A 16,520-nucleotide genomic window follows, 5' to 3' on the forward strand; every position below is an offset into this window, starting at 1 on the left:
GGGGCCGATGCTCGAGCTCGCCGCACGACTTCGGGGGCTGCCGCGATCCGACCTCGCGTCAGCCTTGCGGTCGCGCGAGTTCGACGCGTCGGGAGTTCGCGACCTGTTCGACCTCGCCGAGGTGCTGCTCACGCCCGATTCCGTCGACCATGCGATCAGCCGTCTCGACCGGCGTCACCTCTCGGTGCTCGCCGCCGCCTGCGCCGTCGCCGACGAGCACGGCGACACGACGGGCGACGCGGTGCGTGACGAGCTCGTTCGGCTCGGGGCATCCGCTGAGCTGTCGGATGCCGCGGCAGACCTCGCCGGCGAGCTCGCCGGCACCCTGCTCATCGTTCGCACGGCCGAGCGCGTGCACGTGCCCACCGCCGTCACGGCACGCATCGCGACCCAGACCGGACGGGACCTCCCGCCCGCGGCAGAACTCGCCGCACCCGCGCCGCCCGTGCTCACGGCCGTGGACGACGTCGATCGCGGCCTGCTCGAGCGGCGCGCGGCCGAGTCCGCCTACGCCACCGTCGCCGCCACCGCCGAGCTCCTCGCAGAGCTCGGCAGCCAGCCGGCTCGCGAGCTCGCGAAGGGCGGCATCGCCCTGCCCGATTCGAAACGCCTCGCCGAGTCCAGCGGCATCGCGCTCGAGGCGCTCCCCCGACTCTTCCACCGCGCCGACGAGGCGGGGCTCGTGGTGCGCGACGGAGCCTTCTGGCTCGAGTCCGACCTCGGCGCCGAGTGGACGCAGCAGAGCGCCGCGGCGCGCTGGCGTCGCCTGGCCCAGGGCTGGCGCGACCGGATCCCCGCCCCGCTCCGCGAGCTCGTGGCGCGGCGCAGCGAGAACCTCACCGCGACCGACCTGCGCGACGACGTGCGCTGGTTCTATCCCGCGGGCGGGCACTGGCTCGAGGAGGGACTCGACCGCCTGGTCGACGACGCCGAGGCGCTCGGCCTCGCGGTCGGCGGCGAGCCCGTCGAGGCGGGCCGGCTCGTGCTCGCCGGCGACGTCGACCGCGCCGCGCGCGTCCTCGCCGCGCATTTCCCGGCGCAGGTCGACAAGGTGTACCTGCAGCACGACCTCACGATCGTCTCTCCGGGTCCGCTCGAGCCGCCGCTCGACGCCCGGCTCCGCGGGTTCGCCGATGTCGAGGGTCGCGATCTGGCATCGACATATCGCGTGACCGCGGCATCCGTGAACCGCGGACTCGCGGCAGGAGAGTCATCGGAGACGATCCTCGGGTTCCTCGGCGCCCTTTCGCTCACGGGCATCCCGCAGCCGCTGTCGTATCTCGTCGGCGAGGCTTCTGCTCGGTTCGGCTCGGTGCGGGTGGCCGCCGCCGACGGCGCCGACGCGCCGGCGCATGCCGCGATCCGCTCCGACGACGAGCAGCTCGTGCGCACGCTGGCCGTCGACCAGGCGCTGGCATCGCTCGGGCTCAGGCAGACGGGACCCCACCGCCTGCTCTCGCGATTCGCCCCCGATGTCGTGTTCTGGGCGCTCTCCGACGCGAAGTACCCGGTCGCCGCCGAGGATGCCGGCGGCAACATCGTCCGCCTCCGCAGGCATCGACTCGCACCCGCACCCGCACCCGCGCCGAAGGCCGACCCCATCGTCGCGCTCCTCGACCGGGTGCTCGAGACCGGCGACGAGGGCGCGACCGAGCAGGCATGGCTCGCTCGGCAGCTGGAGGCGGCGGCGCGCGCGAAGGAGACACTCACCGTCACGGTGATCATGCCGGGCGGGCAGACGGCCGACTACCTGCTCGCACCGGCCAGTGTCGCGAACGGACGCCTCCGGGCGCGCGACCGCAAGGCCGACATCGAGCGCACCCTTCCGCTCTCAGCCATCGCCGCCGTGACCAGCGCACCCACAGAGGTGTAGGCACGCCTGCGAGGTCGTACCGTCGGAGCATCGGCCGCCCGGGAGGCGTAGACTCGAACGCTATGTCAGACGGCCCCCTCATCGTGCAGAGCGACCGCACCGTGCTCCTCGAGGTCGCGCACCCGCTCGCAGAAGACGCTCGGCACGACCTCGCGGTGTTCGCCGAGCTCGAGCGCGCACCCGAGCACGTGCACACCTATCGCATCACGCGGCTCGGCCTCTGGAACGCCCGCGCGGCCGGTCATGACGCCGACGACATGCTCAGCACACTCGAGCGGTACGCCAAGTTCCCCGTGCCGCAGACCGTCGCCGTCGACATGCGCGAGACGGTCGCCCGGTACGGGCGGCTCGTGGTCGATCGCACGGACGACGGCGCACTGCGGCTGCACTCGCCCGACATCGCCGTGCTCACCGAGGTGGCCGGCGCCAAACGGATCTCACCCCTCCTCACCGAGCGCATCGACGACGAGAGCTTCCTCGTGGCGGCCTGGGCGCGCGGGGCGCTCAAGCAGGAGCTCGTGAAGCTCGGCTGGCCCGCCGAGGACCTCGCCGGGTACACGCCCGGCACGCCGCATCCGATCGACCTCGACCAGGCCGACTGGCACCTGCGCGACTATCAGCGGAAGGCCGTCGACAACTTCTTCGACGGCGGCTCGGGCGTCGTCGTGCTGCCGTGCGGCGCGGGCAAGACGCTCGTCGGCGCGGGCGCGATGGCGACCGCGAAGACCACGACGCTCATCCTCGTGACGAACACCGTGTCCGCCCGCCAGTGGCGCGACGAGCTGCTGCGGCGCACCTCGCTCACCGCCGAGGAGATCGGCGAGTACTCGGGTCAGGTGAAGGAGGTGAGGCCGGTCACGATCGCGACCTACCAGATCCTCACCGCGAAGCGGAAGGGCGAGTACGCCCACCTTGCGCTCCTCGACGCACTCGACTGGGGCCTCGTCGTCTACGACGAGGTGCATCTGCTGCCCGCGCCCGTGTTCAAGCTCACCGCCGAGTTGCAGGCGCGTCGGCGACTCGGCCTCACCGCGACGCTCGTGCGCGAGGACGGCCGTGAGGGCGACGTGTTCAGCCTCATCGGCCCGAAGCGCTTCGATGCCCCGTGGAAGGAGATCGAGGCGCAGGGCTTCATCTCCCCCGCGGCCTGCTACGAGGTGCGCATCGACCTGCCGCAGTCCGAGCGGCTGGTGTATGCGGCATCCGCCGACGACGAGCGCTACCGGCTGGCAGCGACGGCGCCGGCGAAGCTCGACGTCGTGAAGGAGCTCGTCGCGAAGCACGCCGGCGAGCGCATCCTCGTGATCGGGCAGTACCTCGACCAGATCGACGAGCTCGCCGGCGCGCTCGGCGCCCCGCAGCTCACCGGTGCGACACCCGTCGACGAGCGCGAACGGCTGTACCAGGAGTTCCGCGACGGCCGCACCCCCGTGCTCGTCGTCTCGAAGGTCGCGAACTTCTCGGTCGACCTGCCCGAGGCGACCGTCGCCATCCAGGTGTCGGGCTCGTTCGGCTCGCGCCAGGAGGAGGCGCAGCGACTCGGCCGCCTGCTGCGCCCGAAGGAGTCGGGCCTGTCGGCGAACTTCTACACGCTCGTCGCCCGCGACACCGTCGACCAGGACTTCGCCCAGAACCGCCAGCGCTTCCTCGCCGAGCAGGGCTACAGCTACACGATCCTCGACTCGCACTCGCTCGAGGCGGCCTGAAGCCACCTCGCGGCCTGGCGCCACATCGTGCGGCCTGGCGCTGCCCCGTGCGGCCTGCCACTCGACACCGGCCGCGACGCCCGCGACTCCTCGAGGCCATGGCCCTCGAGGAGTGCGGGCGTCGCGACGTGGGATGACGTCAGCGGGCACCCTCGACGTCGAGTTCGGCGACCGACGCGAATCGCGAACCGTCGAGCGCGTCGAGTGCCACCAGCCGGATGTAGCGGATCTCGGTGGCGTCGAACGCGACGCGCTGCGGGGCCGTGCCGGCGGCGAACCGACCGGACGCGAGCGGCTCGCCCCAGGTCACGCCGTCGGTGCTGCCGTACACCTCGTACGAGCCGATCCGGCCGTTCGTGCCGTTCTGCCGGGGCGTGTAGTGCAGCGCTCGCACCTCGTGCACGGCGCCGAGGTCGACGGTGAGGTCGTGCGGGTGCGTGGGCTGCGGCTGCACGGACCAGGCCGAGTGCCAGTGCGTTCCGAGCTCGCCGTCGATCGCCTGCGCCGCGCCTTCACCCGTGGACGCGTTCTCGCTCGAGGCGGTCGCCGTCATCGCGGCCTTGTCCAGCAGGTCGACCGTCACCGTGAACGACTTCTCGGTCGAAGTGCCGCGCGAGGTGAGGCGCGCGGTCACGTCGTACGTCCCGGCGGCCGTGCCCTCGGGCACCGTGATCCGCGCAACCGCGGTCACCGTCGCCCCGGGGCGGAGCTTGGGCAGCGTGACGTCCTCGAGCACCCAGCCCTCGGGCAGGTCGAGCGTGAGCTCGGCCTGCGGCTGCGCGCGGCCCGACTGGTTCGTGATCGTGATCGGCACCTCGACGGTGGAGCCGCTGTCGGCCGCGACATCCGCGATCTCCATCGGTGCGGCCAGGCCCTCGAGCCAGGCGAGGTTGAACTCGGCGAAGCGGATGCCGCCGTTGCCGGCCTCGGGCTCGTACAGCAGGCCGATGTTGCCGTTCGGCAGCGTCGCGAGCGTCGAGTAGGCCATGCCGCCCGGTTGGAACACCTTGGCCACCGGCCAGGTCTCACCGTCGTCGAAGCTCATCCGCACCACACCGTTGACACGCTGCGTGGAGGAACCCGCGTTCGAGAACAGCAGCACTTTCGCCCTGTCCGAGCCCTCCTTCGCGTTCGGATAGGCGCGCACGATCGATGCGTTGTTCGTCGGGTCGGGCAGCTCCCGATCGATGACCACCTCGCCGTAGGTCACGCCGCCGTCCTCGGAGATGGCGACCTTTCGGAAGCCCGAGCGCTGCGAGTCGCGCGAGTTGAGCATGATGCGGCCGTCGGAGAGCTCGACGGTCTTGTTCTCGTCCATGCCGACGCCGACCGGCTCGCCGACCTGCCAGGTCTCGCCGTGGTCGTCGGAGTAGACCGAGACGGCCTGGAAGGCGCCGCCGAGGTCGTTGTTGATGATGGTGAACTGCTGGATGAGCCGGCCCGCGTGCTCGCCGTACTTGAGCTGGATGGCCTGTCCGGATGCGGCGAAGCGCGAGCGCCAGTCGAGGTCGGCGGTGACGTCGGCGGTGATGACCTCGTGCTCCCAGGTGACGCCGTCGTCCTCGGAGACGCTGACCTCGGCGTGGATGACGTTGCGGTCGGCGGGATCCACGCCGGGCTGCGAGTTGCCGAAGCCGCGGTCGAAGGACTTCACGTGGAAGTTGAAGATGTCGCCGGTGTGCCGGTCCACGATGTAGCTCGGGTCGGAGTAGCCCTCGATGGGTGCCTCGACCTTGCCCTCGTGGATGAACGTCTGCTCCTCCCACGTCGCGCCGTTGTCGGTCGAGCGTCGCTGGAGGATCGAATTCGGCCCGGGCGAGTCGGCCGCCGTGGGCCGGCCGTCATACGAGGCCAGGATGTCGCCGTCGTTCGTCACGGTCAACGCGGGGATGCGGTAGTTCGGGAAGCCCACGCCATTGGTCGCGAGCTGCTGCTCCGTGTAGAAGGGCTTGCCCGCCTGCGGCGGCTTGGCGTCGAAGTCCCGCGCCGGCCGGGTGTCCGCCTGCGCGGCCAGTGGCACCGCGGTGGCCAGGCCCACGGCCACGGCCACGGCCAGGGATGCGGCGCCGACGCGGCGCCGCGGGGAACGGATGAGAGACATGATGTCCTTTCGCTCATGGCGGCAACGTTGCCACCCCCAAAGAGGGTACGACGTCCGATGTCTGATGTAAACCGGATTCAGCAATTCCGGCGGAGCTGAGCGTGGAATCAGGCGCGCAGGTACCGCAGGAGCAGCAGGTCCCCCGCCGGGATCGCGTGCCCCAGCCGCATCGTGCGTTGTACCTCGGGAGCACCGCGCACCATTCGGCCCGCGTCGCCGCCGACGATCGTCGGGCTGAGGCTGAGGCACAGCTCGTCGACGACGTCGGCCTCCACGAGTGCGCCGAACAGGTGCGGTCCGCCCTCGCAGAGCACCTGCGGCATCCCCCGGTCGGCGAGGGCGTCGATCATGGCGCGCGGGTCGACGGCGTCGCGACCGCAGGTGATCACATCGGCCACCGCGGCGAGCGCGTCGCGCCGATCGGCTGGCGCCCCCTCGTGCGTCACGAGGATCGGGCGTCCGGTGGCGCGTGCGAAGAACGGATGCTCGGGGCCGAGGTCGAGGCGGGAGGAGACCACGGCGATGCCGGGCTGGTCGGCGAGTCCGTGCGAGCGCCGCCACGCGGCATCCGCTTCGCCGACCCTCACCCCGCCGTATCCCTCCACCCGCACCGTGCCGGCCCCGACGAGCACGACATCGGCGAGGGTGCGGAGCACCTGCATCGTACGCCGGTCGGTCGCGTCGCCCAGGCCACCGCTTCGCCCGTCGACCGTGACGGCGCCGTCAAGGCTCATCACGAAGTTCATCCGCACGCGGGGAGTCGTGCGATCAGGCAGGGCGTACGCGGCGAGGAGGTCTTCGCGTGTGAGGGCGGCGGGCTCGTTCATGACTCCTCATTCGGCCCGTCGACGACGTTGTGCACGAGGCGGGCGGGCTCGCGCCATCCGAGTATCGCCTCGACCGTGCGCGCCGCGTCGACCGACTCGCGCACGTTGTGCATGCGCAGGATGCGCGCGCCCTGCAGGGCGCAGAACACCGCGGCAGCCAGCGACCCGGCGAGCCGGCCGTTCCGGGGGCGATCGAGGGTCTCGCCGATGAAGTCCTTGTTGGACACGGCCGCGAGGAGCGGGAAGCCGAGCCGGGTGAGTTCGCCGAAGCGGCGCGTGAGCTCGAGGGAGTGCAGCGTGTTCTTGTTGAGGTCGTGCCCGGGATCGAGCACGATGCGTTCCTCGGGCACGCCGCGCGCGACCGCGAGCGCGACGCGGTCCTCGAGGAAGGCGCTGATCTCGCCCACCACGTCGTCGTACTGCGGGCGCGGGAACCACCGCCTGGGTTCGGCGCGGCTGTGGGTGATGACGAGGGTCGCGTCGCTCGCGGCGACGACCTCGGCGAGCGCCGGGTCGTGCACGCCGGTGGTGTCGTTGATCACGTGCGCGCCGGACGCGATCGCCGAAGCGGCGACCTCGGCGTGGAACGTGTCGACCGAGATGGCCGCGCCCGCGCCGCGAAGCGCCTCGACGACCGGCACGACCCGGTCGATCTCGTCGGCGACGGGGATCGCCGGGCCGGGCCCGAACCTCGCTCCGCCGATGTCGACCCAGGCGGCGCCGTCGGCGATGGCGCGTCGTGCCGCCGCGACGGCCGCATCGAGTCCGAAGGTCGCCCCCCGGTCATAGAAGGAGTCGGGCGTGCGGTTCACGACCGCCATCACGGCAATGGTGCGCCGGAAGTCGGACTCCAGTCCTGCGATGCGGCGAACCGGGTGCACGAGGTGCGGGTCGACCCAGCCGCGCGGCCCCTCAGCGGTCACTCGGATGCCTCGGGCACGAGTTCCTCGAGGGGCACCGACATGTCGACGAGCCGCGCGGGGTCGACGACGGCCTTCGAGCGGATGAGCCGCTGGACCGACTCGTTGACGTCCCACACGTTGACGTTCATGCCGGCGACGACGCGGTCGCCGGCGAGCCAGAACGCGATGAACTCGCGGCCGTCGCGATCGCCCCGGAAGAGCGGTTCGACGCCGGCGGCGAGCACGCCGTAGCCGGAGTACTCCATGCCGAGATCGTACTGGTCGGTGTAGAAGTACGGGATCTCGTCGTAGTCGACGGGCTCGCCGGCGAGGGAACGGCCTGCCGCCTTGCCTGCGTTCTCGGCGTTCGCCCAGTGCTCGATGCGGATCCGCCGGCCGAGCACCGGATGGAACACGTTCGCGACATCGCCGACGGCGAGGATGTCGGCGGCACTCGTGCGGAACGCGGCATCCGTCATCACGCCGTCGTCGACGTCGAGGCCTGCTGCCTCGGCCAGCCCGGTCTCGGGGATCGCGCCGATGCCGATCACGACGACGTCGGCGGGCACGGTGTCGCCGCCGTCGAGTTCGACACCCGTGACGCGGCCGGCCTCGCCCACGATGCCGGCGACCGCCGTCTCCATCCGGAGGTCGACGCCGTGCTCGCGATGGAGGGCGGCGAACACCTCGCCCGCGCTGTCGCCGATCGCGGCGTTGAGCGGCACGGTCTCGCGGCCGAGCACGACCACCTCGTCGCCGTAACCCCTGGCCGCCGAGGCGACCTCGAGTCCGATCCATCCGGCCCCGATGATGACGACACGCCGCCCGCCCGGCGCGAGCGCGTCGCGGAGGGCGACCGAATCGTCGACCGTGCGGAGCAGGTGCACGCCGTCGAGATCGGCGCCGGGCCCGCGGAAGCCGCGGGGTGAGGCCCCGGTGGCGAGCAGGAGTCGGTCGTAACGGAGCGTGTCGTCGCCGTCGAGGGTGACGGCGTGCGCTGCGGGATCGAGGGCCGTGACCCGCCGCCCGCGCAACACCTCGACGCGGTGCTCGTCGTACCACTCGGCGGGGTGCACGTCGACGGCCGTTCGCTCGCCTCCGGCGAGGAACTCCTTCGACAGCGGCGGCCGGATGTACGGCATCGCGTCTTCGGCCGCAACGATCACGAGCCTCCCCGCGTGGCCGGCCTGGCGGGCGGCCTCGGCCGCGCGGGCGCCGGCGAGGCCTCCACCGACGATCACGAGTCCGGATGCGTTGCTCATCTCAGCCCTCCGAACCGCGCAGGCCGCAACGGGCGAGGAACTCGCCGCGGATGCGCTCGTCGTCGCGCACGACGCCGACGAGCGTGCTCGTCACTGTGCGAGTGCCCTCGACCTGCACGCCGCGCAGCGACATGCAGAGATGCTCCGCCTCGAGCACGACTCCGACGCCCCGCGGATCGAGCACCTCGAGCAGCCGGTCTGCGATCCGGCGGGTGAGCCGCTCCTGCACCTGGAGGTCTCGCGTGAACTGTTCCACGAACCGTGCGAGCTTCGAGAGGCCGATCAGCCGGTCACCCGGGACGTAGCCGAGGTGGGCGACGCCGCGGAACGGCAGGAGGTGATGCTCGCACAGCGAGTGGAACGGGATGCCGGCCACGAGGACGAGCTCGTCGTAGCCGTCGTCGTTCGGGAACGTCGTCGGCGAGAACTCCCGCGGTGTGAGCATCTCGATGAGCGCGTCGGCGAACCGCCGGGGCGTGTCGGCGAGATGCGGCGAGTCGACGTCGCGGCCGAGCGCGGCGAGGAGGTCTTCGGCGGCGGCGATGGCGCCGATCCGATCGACGGATCGCTCGCACTCGTCGGGCGACACCGTCTCGGTCACCGCGTGGAGGATCCTCCCGCCGGCCGCCGGCGCGGCGAGGTCGCTCGTGGTCATCGCTCCTCCTCGAGTCGGTTGTCACTCTGTCGATGTCTCCTGGATGCCGACGCTAGGCCCGCCCGATTCTTTTGTCAATACGGCTTGATTTTAGATTATGATCTCACCATGGCATCCGACGACCGACGACGGCACGACCCGCTCTCCGCGGTGACGGCACTCGCCGACCCGGTGCGTCGACGCGTCTACGAGACCGTGTCGCGCAGCCCCGAGCCGCTCAGCCGCGACCGGGTCGCCGCGGCGCTCGGGCTGGCGCGGAGCACGGCGGCGTTCCACCTCGAACGCCTCGCGGACGCCGGGCTGCTCGCCACCGAGTTCCGCAGGCTCACCGGCCGAACCGGCCCCGGGTCGGGCCGGCCCGCAAAGGTGTACCTGCGCGCAGATGAGGAGGTCTCCCTCACGGTGCCCCGCCGCCACTACGAGCTCGCAGGCGAGGTCATGGCCCGGGCGATCGGTCGCGCGGTCGACGAGGGCGTGCCGGTGCGCGACGCGCTGCGCCTCGCGGCGACCGATGCCGGGCGGCGTCTCGCCGCGGCATCCGCCGACCTCGACGATGCGCTCGAGCACGCCGGCCTCGAGCCGAGGGCGGAGGGCGACGACACCGTGCTCGGCACCTGCCCGTTCCATCGATTGGCGCGCGAGAACCCCGGCGTCGTCTGCGACCTCAACCACGCGATGCTCCGCGGCATGGCCGACGCCGTGGGCGACGACCCCGAGCGGGTGCGTCTCGATCCCGGATCGGGCGGATGCTGCATCCGCATCGCCGGCTCGTCAGGTCACCACCGCTCGCTCACCCACATGACTCACAGCTGAGTTTCAGCGAACGTCAAGATAATCGGTGCATGAGCGATGGACCACGCATTCTCATCGTCGACGACGAACCGAACATCCGCGACCTCCTCACGACGAGCCTCCGGTTCGCCGGTTTCGCCGTGCGGGCCGTCGGCAACGGCGCCCAGACCATCTCGGCCGTGCTCGAAGAGGAGCCCGACCTGATCATCCTCGATGTCATGCTGCCCGACATGAACGGGTTCGGCGTGACGAAGCGACTGCGCACCGCCGGGTACACCGCGCCGATCCTCTTCCTCACCGCGAAGGACGACACGGAGGACAAGATCACCGGGCTCACCGTGGGCGGCGACGACTACGTCACGAAGCCGTTCAGCCTCGACGAGATCGTCGCGCGCATCAAGGCGATCCTGCGCCGCACCATGCACGCCGAGGAAGACGCGGTGATCCGCACGGGCGAGCTCACGATGGACCAGGACACGCACGAGGTGCTCGTGGGCGACGTCCCGGTCGAGCTCTCCCCAACCGAGTTCAAGCTGCTGCGCTACCTCATGCTGAACCCGAACCGGGTGCTGTCGAAGGCGCAGATCCTCGATCACGTCTGGGAGTACGACTTCAACGGCGACGCGGGCATCGTGGAGAGCTACATCTCGTACCTGCGCCGCAAGCTCGACCAGCACTCCTCCGAACCGTTGATCCAGACCAAGCGAGGATTCGGGTACATGCTGAAGTCCTCCAAGCCCTGACACAGGTTCCGCCGCCTAGACTCGGCCCCGCCATGCATCAGACGATCACCGAGCGATGGAACCGCATCTCGCTTCGCACCAAGATCACCGGTGTGACCGTCTTGATGCTCACCCTCGGGCTCCTCGTCTCGGGCATCGGCACCGCGGCGATGCTCCGCTCCTACGTCGAGGAGCAGATGGCGTCGAAACTCGACACCATCGCCGCGGGCAACCTCATGAAGTACTTCGAGGACGACGGCGGGCGGCCCGACGCTTCGGCCGACCTCAGCGATCTCACCTTCACCTCGTCCGACGAGGTCTTCGTCGCGATCTACGACTCCGAGACCGGCGCGTTCGTCGGGCACAACTGGAAGGGCCGCGATTCCGAGAACATCCCCGAGTACCCGGCGGTGCTGACGCAGGCCGACGTCACCGAGACGAACGCGCAGAACGGCGGCAAGTACCTCGTCTACCAGCTCGACGACGCGAACGGCCAGCCGACCTTCCGCGCCGTCAGCGCACTCCTGACTGCCGACCCACGCGGGAACTACGCGCCCATCGTCATCGCGATCTCATCGAAGGACACCGAGCGCCTGCTCGGCGTGTACCTCACGATCTTCCTCGGGTTCGGCCTCGGCGTCGTGCTCGTCGGCGCCCTGCTCACGCGCATGCTCGTGACGACCACGTTCACGCCGTTGCGCGAGGTGGAGCGCACCGCTGCAGCGATCGCCGACGGCGACTTCGGCCAGCGGCTCGGCGGAGCCACCCCGAACACCGAGGTCGGGCGCCTCAACCGCTCTCTCAACACGATGCTGAACCGCATCGACCGTGCGTTCCGCGACCGCGCACGCACGATCGAGCAGATGCGCCGCTTCGTCGGCGACGCCTCGCACGAACTGCGCACTCCCCTGGTCTCGGTGCGCGGGTACGCCGAGCTCTACCGCATGGGCGCGCTCCAGACGCCCGACGAGGTCGCGCAGGCGATGGACCGCATCGAGAAGGAGGCCATCCGCATGGGCGGCCTCGTCGAGGACCTCCTCGCGCTCGCCCGCCTCGACGAGGCGAAGCCGCTCGAGCTCGCCGAAGTCGATCTCGTGCCGATCGCACGCGACGCCGCCCTCGACGCCATGGCCGCGCATCCGGGTCGCACCGTCACGGTGATCGCGCCCGAGGAGCCCGACTCGAGCAGCACGCCGTCACCGGAGCTCGAGGTCGAACTGGAACCCGCCGACCGGCCGGCGACGGGGGCGATCTCGTTCGCCGGGGCGACGCTCGCCCGTCTCCGGGGCCGGCGCCCGCGCGGCGAACGCGGCGAACGCGGCGAACGTGGCGAGACGACCGGCGGCTCGGGCCGCCGTGGCTCGGGCCAGAAGTCGGGCGCCGGGGCATCCGGTGCATCGAAACGGCACCCGGCGAGGGTGCACACCTCGGCCGCGGATGCGGAAGCGACCGCCGCCCCCGTCGCACCCGGCACGGCCGCACCCGACGCGCCGGCGCTCGCGCAGGTGCGACGCGCCCTCGTGCTCGCCGAGGAGAACAAGCTCCGCCAGGTCATCACGAACCTCATGGCGAACGCCAACCGGTTCACCTCCGACGACAGTCCCATCGACATCCGCGTCTCGATCGACGACGCCGCCGAGCGGGCGATGATCGAGGTCGTCGACCACGGCGAGGGCATCCCGCCGCAGATCCGGGAGAAGATCTTCCAGCGGTTCTGGCGCGCCGACACGTCGCGCACACGGGAGACCGGCGGCTCGGGGCTCGGCCTCGCGATCGTCTCGTCCATCGTCGCCGCGCACAACGGCGCGGTCGACGTGGTCGAGACGCCCGGCGGTGGTGCGACGTTCCGCGTGTCCCTCCCGCTCGCGGGCTCCGCGGCGGCGCCGCAGTCGGTCGTGGCGGGCTGAGTCGACTCGACTCGTCCTCAGGAGCCCTCCGGTTCCGGATGCCGCACACGGGCGGGAGGCCCGCGACAGCTCGCGAGCGTGAGCCGCCATAGTGTGGCCCCACCACCGACCGAAGGGGAACCCCATGACCACCTATCACGTCGACGCCGCGCAGGTCTCGGCCGCCACCCAGACCGTGCAGGGAACGATCGGCCGCATCCAAGCCGAGGTGTCGTCGCTGCTCGGCCAGCTCACCGGATTGCAGTCGTCGTGGTCGGGGCAGGCCGCGACCGCCTTCCAGGGGGCCGTGACCGACTGGCGTGCGACGCAGACGCAGGTCGAGCAGAGCCTCGCCCACCTGAGCCACGCGCTGGGCATCGCGGCGACCCAGTATGCCGACGCCGAGCAGGCGAACGCGCGGCTGTTCCTGCGCTGATCGCGAAGCACGCCGCCGAGCACGGCGCGACGATCACCACATTCGACAACGAGGTCGGTCGATTCCCCGATGTCCGGTGGGAACGTCCGATGGCGCCGCCCGCCATCGGACGATTGCGGCCTCGCTGTTTCTCCCGACACACGACGATGGGCGTCTCCCGGAGGAGACGCCCATCGCGCGAAGCAGACCGTGCGGCCGTGGATTGTTCGGACTTAGAAGTCCATGCCGCCCGTCGGGTCGCCGACCGGAGCCGGGTTCTTCTCGGGCTTGTCGGCGACGACGGCCTCGGTCGTGAGGAAGAGGCCGGCGATCGACGCGGCGTTCTGCAGCGCAGATCGGGTCACCTTGGCGGGGTCGATGATGCCCTGCGCGAGCAGGTCGCCGTACTCGCCGGACGCGGCGTTCAGGCCGTGACCGTCGGGGAGTTCCGCGACCTTGTTCGCGACGACGCCCGGCTCGAGGCCCGCGTTGAGGGCGATCTGCTTGAGCGGCGCCTCGATGGCGACCTTCACGATGTTGGCGCCGGTCGCCTCGTCGCCCGAGACGTCGAGGTTCGCGAACGCCTTCGCGCCGGCCTGGATGAGCGCGACGCCGCCACCGGCGACGATGCCCTCCTCGACGGCTGCCTTCGCGTTGCGGACGGCGTCCTCGATGCGGTGCTTGCGCTCCTTGAGCTCGACCTCGGTGGCCGCCCCCGCCTTGATGACGGCGACGCCGCCGGCGAGCTTGGCGAGGCGCTCCTGGAGCTTCTCGCGGTCGTAGTCCGAGTCGGTGTTCTCGATCTCGGCCCGGATCTGCGCGACGCGGCCGGCGATGGCCTCGTGGTCGCCCGCACCCTCGACGATCGTGGTCTCGTCCTTCGTGATGACGACCTTGCGAGCCTGGCCGAGCAGGTCGAGAGTGGCGTTCTCGAGCTTGAGGCCGACCTCCTCGGAGATGACCTGGCCGCCGGTGAGGATCGCGATGTCCTGCAGTTGCGCCTTACGGCGGTCGCCGAACCCCGGAGCCTTGACGGCGACCGACTTGAAGATGCCGCGGATCTTGTTCACGATGAGCGTCGCGAGCGCTTCGCCGTCGACGTCCTCGGCGATGATGAGCAGCTGCTTGCCCGTCTGGATCACCTTGTCGACGATGGGGAGCAGATCCTTGATGTTCGAGATCTTGCCGTTGACGATGAGGATGTACGGGTCCTCGAAGACCGCCTCCTGGCGCTCGGGGTCCGTGACGAAGTACGCCGACAGGTATCCCTTGTCGAAGCGCATGCCCTCGGTGAGCTCGAGCTCGGTGCCGAACGTGTTCGACTCCTCGACGGTGACGACGCCCTCCTTGCCGACCTTGTCGATGGCCTCGGCGATGATGGCGCCGATCTGCTCGTCGGCGGCCGAGATCGACGCGGTCGCGGCGATCTCCTCCTTGGTCTCGATCTCCTTGGCGGCCGTCAGCAACTCGGCGGAGACGGCCTCGACGGCCTTCTCGATGCCGCGCTTCAGCGAGATCGGGTCGGCGCCGGCGGCGACGTTGCGGAGGCCCTCGCGCACGAGCGCCTGGGCGAGCACGACGGAAGTGGTGGTGCCGTCGCCCGCGACGTCGTCGGTCTTCTTGGCGACCTCCTTGACGAGCTCTGCGCCGATCTTCTCGTACGGGTCGTCGAGCTCGATCTCCTTGGCGATCGACACACCGTCGTTCGTGATCGTGGGCGCGCCCCACTTCTTCTCGAGCACGACGTTGCGACCGCGGGGGCCGAGGGTCACCTTCACGGCGTCGGCGAGCTGGTTGAGGCCGCGCTCGAGCCCGCGACGGGCCTCCTCGTTGAAAGCAATGATCTTTGCCATGTGTGTTTCTCGTCCTTTCCCGGACGTCTTCAAAGATTCGTTGGGTTAGCACTCAAAACGCGTGAGTGCTAAGACGATTCTGGCACTCTACCGGCACGAGTGCAAGCGAGCTCGGTCAGCGGACCGTTGTTCTCCGCGCCGCGGGCCGCGCGCAACGGGAGAACGCGCCGCCCGTGTTCACCGGCGGCGCGTTCACGTGGGTGGTCTAGGCGGGGCGGACGGCCTCGGCCTGCGGCCCCTTCGAACCGGAGCCGACCTCGAAGACGACCTGCTGGCCCTCTTCGAGCACCTTGTAGCCCGCCATGTCGATCGCGGAGTAGTGGACGAAGACGTCCTGGCCCCCGCCGTCGACGGTGATGAACCCATAACCCTTTTCAGCGTTGAACCACTTGACGGTTCCGTTCGCCATGCGTTGCTCCCAAACTGCCGTGTATCGATCAGCACGTGCCTGTCGCCTGTACCGGGCCCCCTCGTTCGTGCTGACAGAGCGCCGCAAGCGGCACCGGACGTTCACACGGATAGAGCGACCACGTCCAGATAACAACGACGAGATACTGCGGCACAAGGGTCTCCACGCAAGGAAATGTCGCAGAATGGCAACGATTCGCCTGCGATCAGCCGCCCGTCGCCGCCGCATAGTCGGAACCGAGCACGACCACGAGCGGGGTGCCGATCTGGGCGAACTGCTCCGAGAGCCGCACGTCCGCTTCGGGCAGGGCCTGGGCCACGCCGCGCGCCGCGCCCTCGAGATCGCCGGTCGCGTAGTACACCACGGTCTCGGTGAGGTCGCTGGCACTCGCGTTCGCGGTCGTGCCCACCGGGATGCCGGCCGCGACGAGCGCCTCGCCCGCGCGGGCGGCGAGCCCGGTGGTGGTCGTGCCGTTCAGCACGGTGACCGGGACATCGGGGGCCACCGTGGGCGGGGCGGTGGCGATCGGCGTCGGCGTCGGCGTCTGCGCCGCGCCGGGATCGCCGAAGTTCAGGCGGTCGTTGAAGACGACGACGGCGCCGATGCCGACCGCCACGAGCACCAGGGTCGCGAGGGCCGCCCAGCCGAACGCGACCCAGCGCGCTCCGCGACGCGCGGGCGCGCGATGCGCACCCACCCGCTCGATGCCGTGCGGGATGGAGTCGAAACGATCGCGGGGGAACTTCTGCGCCATGGGTCCAGTCGTCGGGGTCGGGGCCGCGCTCAGTCGAGCATGCGGCCGGTCGGGAGCGAGCGACGCGCGCGCGTCGCCGCACGCGCCTCGCGCATCCGCTGCAGGCGCTTGACGAGCATCGGGTCGTGCCGGAGCGCCGCAGGCGAATCGATGAGCTCGCCGAGGATCCGATAGTACCGGGCTCCCGAGATGCCGAACTCCTCCCGGATCGCCTCCGCCTTGAGCCCGGCCTGCTGCCACGCCCGAGCTTCGAACTCGAGCACGCGCACCGAGCGTTCGTCGAGGCCGCCCTCCGCGTCGCCGCGGGCGGCGATCGGCTCGGCGCTCATGGTCCTCCCATCGTGCGGCGGAACCCCCGCCTGC

General features: G+C 70.7%; 15 protein-coding genes. 6 read left to right on the forward strand and 9 right to left on the reverse strand.

The genetic code is table 11. From position 1 onward, the window contains the following. The first annotated feature begins 7 nt into the window (after window positions 1–7). Window positions 8–1,873: a helicase-associated domain-containing protein gene (locus tag ACFWN7_RS03785; protein WP_376937387.1), complete on the forward strand. Its 1,866-nt coding sequence runs from the start codon at window positions 8–10 to the stop codon at window positions 1,871–1,873. Window positions 1,874–1,935: 62 nt separating this feature from the next. Then, entirely contained in the window at window positions 1,936–3,579 is a 1,644-nt protein-coding gene (locus tag ACFWN7_RS03790) for a DNA repair helicase XPB (RefSeq protein WP_376937388.1), read from the forward strand. A gap of 139 nt (window positions 3,580–3,718) precedes the next feature. Here the strand turns inward: ACFWN7_RS03790 and ACFWN7_RS03795 are convergent, their stop codons facing one another. The 5 genes from ACFWN7_RS03795 to folE all read right to left on the reverse strand — a co-directional run bounded on the left by ACFWN7_RS03795 (window position 3,719) and on the right by folE (window position 9,326). Then, complete coding sequence (locus tag ACFWN7_RS03795; RefSeq protein ID WP_376937389.1) at window positions 3,719–5,680, reverse strand: discoidin domain-containing protein; 1,962 nt, start codon at window positions 5,678–5,680, stop codon at window positions 3,719–3,721. Window positions 5,681–5,787: 107 nt separating this feature from the next. After that, a complete protein-coding gene (locus tag ACFWN7_RS03800) occupies window positions 5,788–6,507 on the reverse strand; it encodes a pyrimidine reductase family protein (protein ID WP_376937390.1) in 720 nt (239 codons plus the stop codon). Continuing rightward, a complete protein-coding gene (gene folP, locus ACFWN7_RS03805; RefSeq protein ID WP_376937391.1) occupies window positions 6,504–7,430 on the reverse strand; it encodes a dihydropteroate synthase in 927 nt (308 codons plus the stop codon). The genes ACFWN7_RS03800 and folP overlap by 4 nt, the downstream gene beginning before the upstream one ends. Further along, window positions 7,427–8,671 carry an NAD(P)/FAD-dependent oxidoreductase gene (locus ACFWN7_RS03810; protein ID WP_376937392.1) on the reverse strand — a complete coding sequence of 415 codons (1,245 nt, stop codon included), beginning with the start codon at window positions 8,669–8,671 and terminating at the stop codon, window positions 7,427–7,429. The genes folP and ACFWN7_RS03810 overlap by 4 nt, the downstream gene beginning before the upstream one ends. Before the next feature lies 1 nt (window position 8,672). After that, window positions 8,673–9,326: a GTP cyclohydrolase I gene (gene folE, locus ACFWN7_RS03815; protein ID WP_376937393.1), complete on the reverse strand. Its 654-nt coding sequence runs from the start codon at window positions 9,324–9,326 to the stop codon at window positions 8,673–8,675. 108 nt (window positions 9,327–9,434) lie between these two features. On the opposite strand from folE, the gene ACFWN7_RS03820 reads away from it, so the two are divergent. The 4 genes from ACFWN7_RS03820 (at window position 9,435) to ACFWN7_RS03835 (ending at window position 13,162) form a co-directional block, all read left to right on the forward strand. Further along, window positions 9,435–10,139 (forward strand): helix-turn-helix transcriptional regulator, encoded by a 705-nt coding sequence (locus tag ACFWN7_RS03820; RefSeq protein ID WP_376937394.1) that lies wholly within the window; start codon window positions 9,435–9,437, stop codon window positions 10,137–10,139. A gap of 29 nt (window positions 10,140–10,168) precedes the next feature. After that, on the forward strand, window positions 10,169–10,861 hold the full coding sequence (locus ACFWN7_RS03825) for a response regulator transcription factor (RefSeq protein WP_376937395.1): 693 nt from the start codon (window positions 10,169–10,171) through the stop codon (window positions 10,859–10,861). Between the two features lie 32 nt (window positions 10,862–10,893). Next, window positions 10,894–12,747: an ATP-binding protein gene (locus ACFWN7_RS03830; protein ID WP_376937396.1), complete on the forward strand. Its 1,854-nt coding sequence runs from the start codon at window positions 10,894–10,896 to the stop codon at window positions 12,745–12,747. A gap of 124 nt (window positions 12,748–12,871) precedes the next feature. Further along, window positions 12,872–13,162: a WXG100 family type VII secretion target gene (locus ACFWN7_RS03835; RefSeq protein ID WP_376937397.1), complete on the forward strand. Its 291-nt coding sequence runs from the start codon at window positions 12,872–12,874 to the stop codon at window positions 13,160–13,162. A 212-nt stretch (window positions 13,163–13,374) separates the two neighbouring features. On the opposite strand, the gene groL is transcribed toward ACFWN7_RS03835, so the two are convergent. From groL to ACFWN7_RS03855, 4 genes are all read right to left on the reverse strand, one after another. Then, window positions 13,375–14,994 (reverse strand): chaperonin GroEL, encoded by a 1,620-nt coding sequence (gene groL / locus ACFWN7_RS03840; RefSeq protein ID WP_376937398.1) that lies wholly within the window; start codon window positions 14,992–14,994, stop codon window positions 13,375–13,377. Window positions 14,995–15,199: 205 nt separating this feature from the next. Beyond that, a complete protein-coding gene (locus ACFWN7_RS03845; protein ID WP_376937399.1) occupies window positions 15,200–15,403 on the reverse strand; it encodes a cold-shock protein in 204 nt (67 codons plus the stop codon). Window positions 15,404–15,608: 205 nt separating this feature from the next. Then, window positions 15,609–16,157 (reverse strand): LytR C-terminal domain-containing protein, encoded by a 549-nt coding sequence (locus tag ACFWN7_RS03850; RefSeq protein ID WP_376937400.1) that lies wholly within the window; start codon window positions 16,155–16,157, stop codon window positions 15,609–15,611. A 29-nt stretch (window positions 16,158–16,186) separates the two neighbouring features. Continuing rightward, window positions 16,187–16,486: a DUF3263 domain-containing protein gene (locus tag ACFWN7_RS03855; protein WP_376937401.1), complete on the reverse strand. Its 300-nt coding sequence runs from the start codon at window positions 16,484–16,486 to the stop codon at window positions 16,187–16,189. Window positions 16,487–16,520: the final 34 nt, after the last annotated feature.

Source organism: Agromyces sp. NPDC058484, from assembly GCF_042720415.1.
Lineage (GTDB): Bacteria > Actinomycetota > Actinomycetes > Actinomycetales > Microbacteriaceae > Agromyces.